This is a genomic window from Vibrio scophthalmi (assembly GCF_040869025.1).
GTDB classification, from domain to species: Bacteria; Pseudomonadota; Gammaproteobacteria; order Enterobacterales; family Vibrionaceae; genus Vibrio; species Vibrio scophthalmi.
Map to the genome: position 1 here is coordinate 1,316,766 of NZ_CP134272.1, position 12,565 is coordinate 1,329,330.

General features: G+C 43.6%; 11 protein-coding genes. 8 read left to right on the plus strand and 3 right to left on the minus strand.

Going from position 1 to position 12,565, the window contains the following annotated elements; genetic code table 11:
• Positions 1–41 precede the first annotated feature (41 nt).
• Complete coding sequence (locus RJD38_RS20845; RefSeq protein WP_367971543.1) at positions 42–689, minus strand: hypothetical protein; 648 nt, start codon at positions 687–689, stop codon at positions 42–44.
• Between the two features lie 928 nt (positions 690–1,617).
• Positions 1,618–1,818 (minus strand): hypothetical protein, encoded by a 201-nt coding sequence (locus tag RJD38_RS20850; RefSeq protein WP_005592857.1) that lies wholly within the window; start codon positions 1,816–1,818, stop codon positions 1,618–1,620.
• 481 nt (positions 1,819–2,299) lie between these two features.
• Between RJD38_RS20850 and RJD38_RS20855 the strand changes: the two genes are divergently transcribed.
• The 7 genes from RJD38_RS20855 to RJD38_RS20885 all read left to right on the plus strand — a co-directional run bounded on the left by RJD38_RS20855 (position 2,300) and on the right by RJD38_RS20885 (position 9,466).
• The gene (locus RJD38_RS20855) at positions 2,300–3,256 is read left to right on the plus strand and encodes an AAA family ATPase (protein ID WP_367971544.1); all 957 of its coding nucleotides are present in this window, start codon (positions 2,300–2,302) and stop codon (positions 3,254–3,256) included.
• 8 nt (positions 3,257–3,264) lie between these two features.
• On the plus strand, positions 3,265–4,182 hold the full coding sequence (locus tag RJD38_RS20860; RefSeq protein ID WP_367971545.1) for a DUF58 domain-containing protein: 918 nt from the start codon (positions 3,265–3,267) through the stop codon (positions 4,180–4,182).
• A 4-nt stretch (positions 4,183–4,186) separates the two neighbouring features.
• Positions 4,187–4,648 (plus strand): DUF4381 domain-containing protein, encoded by a 462-nt coding sequence (locus RJD38_RS20865; protein ID WP_367971546.1) that lies wholly within the window; start codon positions 4,187–4,189, stop codon positions 4,646–4,648.
• The gene (locus RJD38_RS20870; RefSeq protein ID WP_367971547.1) at positions 4,649–5,617 is read left to right on the plus strand and encodes a vWA domain-containing protein; all 969 of its coding nucleotides are present in this window, start codon (positions 4,649–4,651) and stop codon (positions 5,615–5,617) included.
• Positions 5,610–7,502, plus strand: a complete 1,893-nt coding sequence (locus RJD38_RS20875; RefSeq protein ID WP_367971548.1) for a VWA domain-containing protein — start codon at positions 5,610–5,612, stop codon at positions 7,500–7,502. The genes RJD38_RS20870 and RJD38_RS20875 overlap by 8 nt, the downstream gene beginning before the upstream one ends.
• Positions 7,496–9,169 carry a BatD family protein gene (locus tag RJD38_RS20880; RefSeq protein WP_367971549.1) on the plus strand — a complete coding sequence of 558 codons (1,674 nt, stop codon included), beginning with the start codon at positions 7,496–7,498 and terminating at the stop codon, positions 9,167–9,169. The genes RJD38_RS20875 and RJD38_RS20880 overlap by 7 nt, the downstream gene beginning before the upstream one ends.
• A gap of 129 nt (positions 9,170–9,298) precedes the next feature.
• Positions 9,299–9,466, plus strand: coding sequence for a hypothetical protein (locus tag RJD38_RS20885; protein WP_367971550.1), 168 nt, complete (start codon positions 9,299–9,301; stop codon positions 9,464–9,466).
• 27 nt (positions 9,467–9,493) lie between these two features.
• Here the strand turns inward: RJD38_RS20885 and RJD38_RS20890 are convergent, their stop codons facing one another.
• Positions 9,494–11,617, minus strand: a complete 2,124-nt coding sequence (locus RJD38_RS20890) for a GGDEF domain-containing protein (protein ID WP_367971551.1) — start codon at positions 11,615–11,617, stop codon at positions 9,494–9,496.
• 356 nt (positions 11,618–11,973) lie between these two features.
• Between RJD38_RS20890 and RJD38_RS20895 the strand changes: the two genes are divergently transcribed.
• Complete coding sequence (locus RJD38_RS20895; RefSeq protein WP_367971552.1) at positions 11,974–12,519, plus strand: L,D-transpeptidase family protein; 546 nt, start codon at positions 11,974–11,976, stop codon at positions 12,517–12,519.
• Positions 12,520–12,565: the final 46 nt, after the last annotated feature.

Consider the following 12,565-nt stretch of genomic DNA (forward strand, 5'->3'; position numbering starts at 1 on the left):
TTGACTTACATTGCAACGCTAATGACTCATTTATCGGTGAACTACTTGAGTATGGAGAGCTTTATCTCTGTAAAACAGATAAGTGTATGGTAGCTAAACCAACTCACAATCCCAATGAATTTTGCGCCATCTTCAATAACAAAGTGCCAAGAGTGCAATGTACTAGGCAAGACAAAATCAACTATCGCAGATAACCCAAACATGACAAAAAACACCAACAGCAAGGAGACATCTGCACTAAGAATTTTTTCACGAAATAGATAAAGATAAGCCAGCAACATCAATGCATAGGTCATCATAATGATGCTTTCAGGAATACCAAGCCATTGGGGATAAATGACTTCATGCAACATAAAGCAGTCATCTAGAAGCAGCACAAGGCTGATCACACCCGCAAAAAAAAGTGACAGCCCCCGATTACTTGGGTAGCCATATTTCTTCAACAACAACGCGGTCATTAAGCAGACTGATGCAGCACCAGACCAAATAATAACCCCAATATTAGACAGAACGCCCGTCAAAGGATTTGCGCCGGAAAATGAGAGTGGGTCTTTGGATAGCACTTCAAATGGAATACCCATTTTTACACTCATAATGACGGCAAATATTAATAAGCTCACAGCCGGAATATAAACCATGATCAATATATTTTTTGATAAGGGAAAGCAATCCTTCAATTTAACGTTCATTAACACCCCAATATCGAACAATTTAACTTAACTCGTGCACTTAGCGTATCGGCAAAGTAATTTTGAACGGAATAATATCGACTACTGCTTTCTTGTCTAGTAATGCAGCACGTAAATAGTGTTCAATTAGCATGAGTAGCAAATGTAAGAATTTGTTAGCAACTGTACAACACGAATAAATGGTATTTCTTAACATCAGTATTGTTTAGTTTTTAACAAAAAACTCTCTTGGTCATCTAAATCGATAATTTATGCGGTTATAGACATCTGCCACTTAGCCTTGCTTTTTCTCCGTGGCCATACCCACGTATATCCTTACAACGTCTTTACCCTCATTCTGTTTTTATTAGGCGATTGCTGGATTTCATTAATCTTATTTCTAACGTCTTTTGTAAATGAAAGTGAATTTCGCCCCTGCTTACCAACAAAGACAACTTCATTATCGACGACTAATGCTGGCAAGATTTTTATATTACTCAAATTTACACCTTGTTGAGATAATAATCTCTCCACTTCATAAAGGTCTATTTAGTCAGTCTCATCAATAATAACCAACGCGAACTTTACGTGAATATTTAAAAACAATAAAGACCACAAATAAAACTAACTAATACTTTAGTATTAATTTAGTAAAATTACTCTTAACCCATTAGAACTATAAAAATACCAACAACATTAATAACAAAACAATCATTACAACAAACTGATTTAAATGAGAATTTTAAATTTAATAAAAAGTGAATTTATTTACCATCGCGAACAATTCAACCACAGCAAATTAAAAATTTAACTTTACTTCCATTTAATTCTGATAAATATCATTACTTACAGTACTATGAGTGAGGTAGATCGGAGCAGGCATCAAAAAGCCGAGCATCAATGAAAACTCGGCTTTTCGGATTCGAGGACCAGTGATTTAACTGATCATTTAATGAACTGGCGCATCAGACTTAGCGTAAAACTGTCCAAAGTATTGCTCTAATACTTCAGGAGTTAATTCACCTGCAGCTTCTAAGCGCTTAAGCTCTGCCGCAATCTTTTTTTGCTCATCAATAGACGGTAGAGCAACTTCTGGCTCTTCGCTTATCTGCTGCGACATCAGTTCTAGTTCTTTTTCAAAATCACTCATGGACTTAAACTTACCTATACAAAATAACTCTATTGAGTGTACCCATTTAAGCAGCCTTATTCTAGCGTAATTGATGTCCATCACCTGGTACAACGTAGTAAAGATAGCTGTTCTGTAGCACCCTTTCTACGTTAAACGTAATTCCCCAAAAAATGGGGACCTAAGCCCTTACCATGGACCTAATTGGGTAACGGATTGTTATACTAACCATTATCTATTGCCTACAGAACGACAAAGCTTGTGCCAGAACACTCACTGTTAGGGAAAACTTATTGCCAGAAACCTAAGATTTCATAGATTATCTATTGCTTAACTCACTGATTATGATATCAAACATCTCTTACAATATCGGTTTTGGCTATGGATACATAATCTCGGCCATTAATGTGGCAATTTGGTGATAAAAACATCAAACAGGCCATTATGATGAAACCTTTCCTTTGGTACGGTGACTAAATGGAAAACAAGGAGATCAACACCAATGACATCACAAGCCTTTGACCAATTACGACAATACCTAGAAAGCCAAGTCGTTGGGCAAACAGAATTAGTTAAACAATTACTCGTTGCTCTATTGGCCGACGGACATATTTTGGTAGAAGGTCCTCCCGGGTTAGCCAAAACTCGCGCCGTAAAATCGCTTGCAGATTGCATTGAAGGTGATTTTCACCGCATTCAATTCACCCCTGATTTACTGCCAGCAGACCTCACTGGTACGGATATTTTCCGTCCAGAAACTGGCGATTTTACCTTCCAAGCTGGGCCTATTTTTAACAGCCTAATTCTGGCAGATGAAATCAACCGAGCTCCAGCGAAAGTTCAAGCGGCGATGCTCGAAGCGATGGCGGAAAAACAAATCACGGCTGGCAGAAAAACCTATCCGCTTCCTGATCTATTTCTGGTTATGGCAACACAGAACCCAATTGAACAGGAAGGTACTTACCCGTTACCAGAGGCGCAATTGGACCGTTTCCTTTTGCATCTCAATGTCGATTATCCTGATGCGCAAAGCGAACTGGCGATTTTGCGTTTAAATCGTGGCGAAGCAAAAGGTGACAAATGTATTGAGCCGCCGACATTAAGCCAAGCTGCCATTTTTTCAGCGCGACAAGAAGTGCTCAATATTCATATGGCTGAAAGCGTTGAGCAATATATCGTTCGTTTGGTGATGGCAACCCGTCAACCAGATCAATATGACGTAACCCTAGCAAGTTGGATAGAGCTTGGCGTTAGCCCACGTGCAACTATCGCACTTGACCGCTGTGCTCGCGCCCATGCTTGGTTATCTGGCCGAGCGTTTGTTTCTCCTGAAGATGTTCAAGCAATGGCTTATCCCGTACTTCGTCATCGTTTATTACTCAGCTATCATGCACAAGCTGAAGGCACAACGGGTAATCAGGTGATTGAGCGATTACTCTCTTTGGTTGGTAGCGCTTAAGGGTCATGATGGAACACAAGCTTCCCTTTGATGCCAATGGCGTCAATGTCACACTCGATGAGTTGCTATTTTATAAGCAGCAAAGCGTCAAATGGTTACCGCCGGCAAAAAGCCTGTGGTCGCAACTGCTTGGGCAACATCAAAGTCGTCAGTTAGGTCGAGGAATGGACTTTGCCGAAGTTCGTCAATATCAGACTGGGGACGATATTCGCAGCATAGATTGGCGAGTCACGGCGCGGACAGGTAAAACTCACACCAAGTTGTTTAGTGAAGAGAAAGAAAAGCCAGTGGTTCTGTACCTAGACCTCAGCCCTAGCATGATATTTGGCTCAACGCTGATGCTGAAATCCGTAGTGATGATGCACATGGCAAGCCTTGTCGCATGGCTTACTGTCGCGCAGAAAGACCGTATTGGTGCTGTGATTGATACTGGTACTCAACTGGTTGAGATCAAGCCTAGCGCACAAAATCGTGGGCCATTGGCCATTTTGCAGCAATTAATCACCCTTAATGAACAACAACTCGCCACAAACCGGCAAGATAGCAGACACAACTTATCGGCGGCGTTCCAAGCGATCCATCGTCTTGCGCCTAAAGGCGCTGAAATTATCCTGATGAGTGATTTCATCCGCCTGACAAAAGAGGATGAACGCGGCTTATCAAAACTTGCACAACATAATCGCGTGCGCATGATTCACATCTCAGACCCGTTGGAGTTAGGACAAACTCCTTTCCGCGGAGTCGAACAAGTTTCCGATCGAAAGAAAACGCTTTGGCTTGATTTTTCGTCACCAAAAACCCGCCAACAACTTGAGTTGGCATTTACTCACAAACAACAAGGCTTAAAAACTCTCGCACACAAAACAGGGATCAGTTTTAGCGCCTTAACCAGTGCACAACCACTGTTACAGCAACTATCTGGATGAATGTATGACCAGCTCTAACAACGACACAGTATTACCTTTGAATGATTTACACTTACCGGATGTACCATCCTGGTTTCCCCTTGCTTGGGGCTGGTGGGCAACCGTAGCTGCTGTCGTTCTTGTATTGTTATTGATTACCGTCTATTTGCGATGGCAAAAAAAACGCTTAGCGCCAAAGAAAACGGCGTTATTGCTGATCCCAAAAGAAAAGCCTGCGGCGGCAATAGAGTTGGTTCGCCAAGTGGCACTTTGTTACTACCCGAGAGAACAAATCGCTCAACTTACGGGGCGTGATTGGTACGTCTTTTTAGACTCACAAATTGATTCACCTTTGTTTGAATCCAATTTTGAACAATGGCAGAAGGTCCTTTATTCACGTCAAGCAGTCGAAAACAGCAACGAACTCGTTGAGCATTGTTCTCAATGGGTCAATCAGGCATTACCGCCAAAGAAAAGGAGAGCCTAGTTGTTCAATATAGAGTTTGTCTGGTGGCCAGTATTACTGGCACTTCCTTTACCTTTGGTGATCTATTTCCTTGCGCCAAGAGTAAAGAATGCTGCGCCACTTTTCTTACCTTATCTACCAATTGCCGCTTCACAAGTTGCACCAAAACAATGGCTTGCGAAGACACTGGCAGCTGCCATTTGGGTTGCTGTGATCTTGTCGGCTGCAAGACCCGTTTGGTATGGAGAACCGATCATGAATCAACTCGAACATCGCGATATGATGCTTGTCGTTGACTTATCCGGTTCAATGGGTCAGGAAGACATGCTCTATCAAGGCGATTACATTGATCGCCTGACTGCGGTTAAACAGGTATTGAGTGACTTTATTAGCCAGCGAGAAGGTGACCGTTTGGGGCTGATCTTCTTTGCTGATCACGCTTATCTACAGACACCACTAACGCTCGATCGCAATGCATTGAGTAACCAACTCAATATGTCAGTACTGCGTTTAATTGGATCGAACACGGCGATCGGCGAAGGCATTGGTTTGGCGACCAAGAATTTTGTTGATAGTGAAGCCAAACAACGAGTGATGATTTTACTCAGTGATGGCACTAATACTGCTGGGGTTCTTGACCCTATTGAAGCGGCTAAGATTGCGAAAAAGTACGGCGTGACCATTTATACCGTAGGGGTTGGCGCCGGTGAAATGGAAGTGCGCCAATTGTTCATGACACGTACTGTCAATACTGCACAAGACCTTGATGAGGCGAGTTTAAAACAGATTGCTCAACTAACGGGTGGTCAGTACTTCCGTGCGCGGAATAGCGACGATCTCGCAAATATTTACGACACCATCAACCAACTGGAACCCATTAGCCAAGCCACTCAAACTTGGCGTCCACAACAAGAATGGTTTCGCTATCCATTGGCCTTAGCACTATTGCTGAGTGCCTTGTTGCTTGTAATTAGGAGAAATCATGTCTGAATTTGTTTTCCTATACCCTATCTGGCTAATAGGGGTTGCCGGCTGGTTGGTCTTAACTTATTGGCTATTTTCTCGTCGACGCACTCAAAGCCTGATTGCTCCGCACCTTGCCCAAGCTCTCAATATGCAAGCAGCCAAAGCGTCAAAGCTAAAATACTATGCTATCGCTCTATCTGGAGTGCTGGCTTTTATTGCTCTTGCAGGGCCTAGCTTTAACCAAATCGAAAAACCTAGCTTTACCAGCAATAGTGCCCGAGTGTTGATTTTAGACATGTCACTCTCGATGTATGCCAACGATATCCAACCAAATAGACTGAGCCAAGCGCGCTACAAAGCGATGGATTTGCTCAAACAATGGCGTGAAGGATCAACGGGCTTAGTGGTCTATTCTGCGGATGCCTACTTAGTTAGCCCACTTACCAACGACAGTAATACGCTAATTAGCCTCATCCCTAGCCTCTCGCCGGCCATCATGCCTTATCAAGGTGCCGATGCCGCCTCTGGGGTTAAACTGGCGATAGACACCTTAGTGAATGCAGGTTTTGCTCACGGCGACATTGTGTTAATCAGTGACGATCTCGACAATCACGAGACTCAAGCTATCGATGCGCTTATCCAAGATTCACCGTGGCGTCTTAGTATCTTAGGGGTAGGTTCTGCATCTGGCGCGCCAATTCCTTTGCCTAATGGTAGCCTACTCGAAAATAACACTGGGAATACGGTGGTCGCTAAAACAGATTTCGGCAACATGCAGCAAGCTGCGCGATTAGGCAACGGTATTTTTGTTTCAGTTCAGCCAGACAACAGCGATATCAATGCTATTGCAACCATGACCAACCAAATTGAAAGCGCAGAGAAAAGCGCTTCAGACAATCATGTTCGTGACCGACAAAACAGCGGCTATTGGTTAACTCTCGTACTGGTTATCCCTGCTTTATTTCTATTTCGTCGAGGAAGTGTCTTCGCTGTGCTTATTGCGCTGCCTTTGTTAATGCCGTCCCCAGCCGCACAAGCTAACCCTTTTCTCACCGATGATCAGCAGGCTCATCGGTTATTTGAACAAGAAGAATATCAACAAGCGGCAGATTTATTTAAAGATCAACGCTGGAAAGGGGCCGCGCAATATCAAGCCGGTGACTATGAGAACGCGATTAAATCTCTGCAATCTTTTGATGATATTGACAGCCAATACAACTTGGCGAACTCACTCGCGCAAGCGAAGCAATACCAGCAAGCCATTGATAAGTATGAGCAGGTATTGGCGACAGAACCTAATTATCAAGACGCATTACGCAACTTAGAGACAGTGAAAAAAGTGCTCGAACAGCAACAGCAACAGCAACAGCAACAGCAACAGCAACAGCAACAGCAACAGCAACAGCAACAGCAACAGCAACAGCAACAGCAACAGCAACAGCAACAGCAACAGCAACAGCAACAAAATGGTCAAGAATCACAACCATCGAGTCAAGAGCAATCAGAGAATGAGCAGTCTCAGCAGTCTCAGCAGTCTCAGCAGTCTCAGCAGTCTCAGCAGTCTCAGCAGTCTCAGCAAGCCGAGAATGGCGATCAAGCTAAGAGTAAGCAAGCGGAAAAACAATCTAAACCAAAGGCATCGCACTCCCAAGACAATGCCAATAACAGTAATGAAAAAGATCCGCAGGTTAATTCGGAAAACGATTTGCTAAAACAGAAACAGAAACAGAGTGAAGGCATGGCACAAGCCAATTCATCAACACCAGATCAGAACCTTCGCGAAGACGCCGCCTTTCGGAAACTGGAACAAGTGGAAGCCGCTAGAGATCCTAGCCAACTGATCCGTGCTCAGATCCTGCTACAAGCACAACAAAAACAACCACCTAAAGAGTCGAACAAACAATGGTAATATTCAAACATCGCACTCTCTTGGCATTGATGATGACTCTCGTGAGTCTCCTAGCCTTTACCAGTAACGCTTTTGCTGCAAACCTTTGGGCGGTGGTTAAAAGCAATCAAGTGACTCAAGCCGAAGTCTTTCAGTTGCGCCTTATTTTTGATGAGAAAGTAGATGCTGACGCCATTGATTTCAAACCACTAGAAGCGAATTTTTTTCTTGGGCAACCAAGCTTTGCAAGCTCATTGAACTTTACTAACGGCAAACGCCGTAGTTCAAGCGAATGGACGATCGCCCTAAAGGCCAAATCGCTCGGTCAATTGACGATACCAGCCTTCGAAATAGAGGGTAGCTATTCACAGCCGATAGAGATGACGGTAAATGCTGATACGGACTTGCCAAAGCAAAATGATCTCGTTGAGATTCAAAGCCAGTTATCTCGCTCAACGCTTTATCCTGATCAAAGCGCAGAGTTGAACACTCGCCTAATCTTTAAAGCTGACCTACGTCGATTACAAAATCCAAACTTTATCGCCCCCGCTGCGCTCAATAACAGCCCGGGCCTATCTGTTACTGAACAGGGAAAAGCCAAGCAGACAACACAAGTTATTAACGGTGTTGAAGTGACGGTCTTTGAACAACGATTTTTGGTCACAGCCGAACAAGCTGGTCACTACACTTTAAATAGCCTTGGTTTTTCAGCTACTCTGGTACACGGCAGTAACCGTACTGGCAGTACCAAACTCATTCCTATCAACATTGCACCAGAAGCCTTCCCATTGGAGGTCAAAGCAAAACCTCAAGGTTTTGGTAAGCAGTGGATCCCGACCCCGTCGCTGGATTTAACACAACGTTGGTTAGATGCCGATGGCAATGTGCTCTCGACAGTCGCAAAAGATAAAAGCAACAGCGAACTCAAGGTTACAGTGGGTGACTCGATTACTCGCGAATTGACTTTGACTGTAGAGGGTTTAGCGCCAGAACGATTCCCACAATTTATCGTCAATTACCCTTCTGCTGTTCGTCAATACGCTGAAAAGCCTCAGTATACTCAACTCTCTGATGGCAATGTTAAGATGACGGTAAAACAAGTATTGATTGCCCAAAAATCTGGCCAGTATCTCTTACCAAACATTGATCTTGAATGGTGGAATACCGCAAGTGACCGTAAAGTCGTCACTTCGCTTAATGCACTATCCCTGACAATAGAACCGAATGAGTTAAGCGCGGCTCCTGCCGTGGTCACCCCTCCTTCTCTGCCTACGCACAGCGTCGTGGTTGAGTATAATCGCGGTTATTGGCCTTACCTAACTGCGCTCTTTGCCCTTTTATGGATAAGTACTCTTGCTTGGCATATCAAAACGAGATTAAGTCGACACAACGAGGCACCCCACCTTTCGAGTATCGAGCACGACACAACTAAAGCCATACTCATTGCCATTGAGCAACAAGATGCGCCTCGTATTCAGCACCTAATTGGAGTCTGGCTAGCGGAGCAAGAATGTCAGGACTCCCCTCTCATCGACAAAATCAAAACTGAGCTTGAAGCGATGAACAACCATATCTATGGGGGAGGCGATTCGGTGTGGAGCAATGCTCAACTCATCAAACTGATCAACCAACTGGCGAAACAAACACCAATGAAAAAGTGGCAACCGCCTCAATTGGCCAAACTTTAGACAAACAAAAGCTCTGCAACAGATTGATTATTGCATCATCTTTCAGACCAGTATAGTTTTGCCGCTTATCGCAGTATCCATCTACACTATAGGGGATTAGTATTAGGCGGTAATTCAATGAGGGGTAGTATGTCTGCAGTAAAAAAAGAGCATTTAAGCCAGCAATATCGAATTCTCTATTTTGATGGCGACAAAATAGCGGAATTATTAGTTTCTGCTGAAAATAGAGATGAAGCGATCGCCGTACTGAAACAGAATGGATTTGCACCAAGCGATATCTTTTCAATCATTCCATAAAAAAGCAGCCATACGGCTGCTTTTTTATTATTCAACGGCTTCTAATGGCATTTTGTAACCGCGAATGATGTTACGTCCACTGCCTTTGGCTTGATAAAGCGCTTGGTCAGCCTGCCCATAGAGTGCATCAAAGTTAAACTCATCACCCGCCACGTTTGTGACGGTGTAACCAACAGAGACTGTTAACACGCTGCGTCCCTCGTTATCAGCATGAGGTATAGCCTCTTCTTCTATGCTGGAACGAATTCGTTCTGCCAGTGCAACAACCTGCTGCTCATTCTGATTAACGACTAATAATGCAAACTCTTCGCCACCAATGCGACAAAATACTTCATTAGAGAGTTGGGCGTGATACTGCAAAATACTACCAACGCGCATCAGTGCGATATCACCCTGCATATGACCATAATAATTGTTGTACAAACCGAAATGATCAATATCCACTAGAATTAGGCCATAAGTTGCGCCACGGCCTTTATCATCAACACAGATATCCTCTAGCAATGATTCGAGCATACGACGATTACCAAGGCGAGTAAGAGGATCCATCTTCGCCATCAGTTCAAGTTGCTCATTGGCTTTTTGTAGTTCTTTCGTCCGCTCTTTAACCTCTTGCTCCAATGTTTCATTGAGCACATGCACCGCTTCTTGAGCGCGAGTTCGTGACAATACTTCAGTCAGGTTAGAGGCAAACATCCGTATCATTTCACGTTGCTGATGGGTCAAAGGAATACGTCGGATCAAGTTATCGGCGGCGATAAAAGCTACCGGCTCACCGCTGCTACTGGTTAACATCGTCATTGCCGTCCAGCCGAAACCAACGATGTGATAATCATGATAAATCGGCACCGACTCTTCAAACACCACTTCATTCGGATTCGATCGCGCGTTGTTCACGATAGAACGATCAACTAATTCAGATCGGTAATAAGATTCATCGACCACGTTGCCTTGGATGTCAGTTCCCCAAGTACCTTGCATGTAAGAACAATTCTCATCGGTCAAGAAGACCGCTAGGCGATCGATGCCTAAACGATTAATACCAAATGTTACCGCAGATTTACAAACATCACGCACCGTCACGCAACGTGAAAGCTCAACCATACTGGCGTGCAACATTCTCACATTCTGTTCCTGACGCTTGCGAATGTAGATCTGCGCTAACAGCGAGCCAAATGACTCCAACATCTGTTTTTGATAAGAGGTAATAGGCGAACGATTAATGTAGTTATCAAGAGCAACCCAGCCGATGATGTCATCGCCATCGCGCAAGATCAGCATACCGTTCCAACCTTGACCAATCACTGCACCATCGTTGTAAAGAGGGGCATCTTCAAGCACAACTAACCCATCTTGCCCTTCAAAGAGTGCATTGATATAAGCTTCTTCTAGCTGATGAAGATCATATTGAGTGTGTTGCAATTCAACTGTTTTTCCATTCTCATCCGTACCAAAAGTACCACTAAAACAGCGCTTCTTAATATCAAGTAGCATAAATGCCGCACGGTCAAAACCTAATTGTTCGCGAATCGCCTCAACCGCAATACGGTGCAAATCATCAATGGTTTCTGGGTTAGATATCTCAACCGAAATGCGCTGTACTAACTTCATATCTTCAATGAATTTTTCGCGCTGCTGGATAACATCAAGATACTTAGCTTCTTTAATGTCCCGCTGTTTGTATTCACTCGCAGCTTCTAATTCGGCACGGACACATTGCCAACGAGAGGCAATGACTTGTAATAAATCAAGTGAGTTTTCCAGACTGGCTTGCTGCATTTTATCTGCTTCGACATTTTCCAAAATCAGATAGGTGCGCGCTTCTGAAAAATTGTCGATCATGAAAATGTAGCTATCATGATTGATGATACTATTTCCTTCCCACTGGCAGGTTGCCATCGCTAAAGGAATAAGACCATCAGAGGTATCAAATTGAGCGACCCAAGACCAAAAAGTATCAGGATAGTTATTAAGAGTAGTGGGATCACCTTGCTCGTATAAACTCAGAGGTTGCTCGCTCGAATGGGGTTCAGAAACAATACTAGCAGACTGCGGTTCGAGCAGTTCATCAATGTACTGAAAGAGTGAATGCGCAAGAAAGCGATGATTTCTTGCTGACATGATGTTTTTTAGCAATGCGCGCGCAAACATTGAGATCCTTTCTTTCGCTTGAATGGTAATTTCGCATTACAAAATTATCACTGACCTCACGATGAGCAAATAGAATTCGAGACGTCGTGTTAACTACCTCGCACTTAGTTGCGTATAAATATCATATACATGATTCTAATTGCATTTTTTTGATCTTCTGTCCATTTTTTACATTAGTTTCATGCATCGTCTAAAACTCGTGCGGGAACATTAAGCCGCTATTTCATTCTTAATGCTTAGAAAAGGACAGCGATAAAAACCACTCTTTCAGCCATCCTTCGACCAAGATATTGTAGACAGTGAACCTATAACGGCTAAACTCCATGTATTGACCTCAACTGGAATTATGCTTTTCAATGAAACGATGGATTCTCTTACTCGCTTTCGTTGCTTCAACGCCATCACTAGCACAACTTACGCTCATCATTGATGCGCCTGCAAATGAATTGACGGCCAATCAAGTCGCTACCGATAATGTCAGTGTCGATAAAGTCAGCGTTGATAAATCAAAACGTCGCTTATACCTATTCAAAGATGGCGAAGTTATCCGCGAATTTCGTATCGCACTCGGAAAACAGCCAATCGGTCATAAAAAAGAAGAAGGCGACCAACGTACACCTGAAGGCAACTATAGTCTTGGTCATGTGATGGAAAACTCGCAGTTTTACCGCTCAATACACATCGACTACCCAAATCTAAACGATATGGCTATCGCCAATAGCCTGAGTGTTAATCCCGGCGGTGACATTAAAATTCACGGTCAAAAGAATGGTGAGGCCCGTTCGAGTGCATTTGTGCAGAGCTTTGATTGGACAGATGGTTGCATTGCGCTAACCAATGAAGAAATGGATGAATTACTACGACTGGTAAAACAAGGTACCCCAATAGAAATTTTGCCGTGAGTCGAGCGACAACTCATTGCCCTAACCAATTAGCCAGTCATGCTTT

Coding starts and splice junctions, on each gene's coding strand:
- RJD38_RS20845 (WP_367971543.1), bottom strand. CDS start 689: ATGAACGTTAAATTGAAGGATTGCTTTCCCTTATCAAAAAATATATTG.
- RJD38_RS20850 (WP_005592857.1), bottom strand. CDS start 1,818: ATGAGTGATTTTGAAAAAGAACTAGAACTGATGTCGCAGCAGATAAGC.
- RJD38_RS20855 (WP_367971544.1), top strand. CDS start 2,300: ATGACATCACAAGCCTTTGACCAATTACGACAATACCTAGAAAGCCAA.
- RJD38_RS20860 (WP_367971545.1), top strand. CDS start 3,265: ATGGAACACAAGCTTCCCTTTGATGCCAATGGCGTCAATGTCACACTC.
- RJD38_RS20865 (WP_367971546.1), top strand. CDS start 4,187: ATGACCAGCTCTAACAACGACACAGTATTACCTTTGAATGATTTACAC.
- RJD38_RS20875 (WP_367971548.1), top strand. CDS start 5,610: ATGTCTGAATTTGTTTTCCTATACCCTATCTGGCTAATAGGGGTTGCC.
- RJD38_RS20880 (WP_367971549.1), top strand. CDS start 7,496: ATGGTAATATTCAAACATCGCACTCTCTTGGCATTGATGATGACTCTC.
- RJD38_RS20885 (WP_367971550.1), top strand. CDS start 9,299: ATGTCTGCAGTAAAAAAAGAGCATTTAAGCCAGCAATATCGAATTCTC.
- RJD38_RS20890 (WP_367971551.1), bottom strand. CDS start 11,617: ATGTTTGCGCGCGCATTGCTAAAAAACATCATGTCAGCAAGAAATCAT.
- RJD38_RS20895 (WP_367971552.1), top strand. CDS start 11,974: ATGAAACGATGGATTCTCTTACTCGCTTTCGTTGCTTCAACGCCATCA.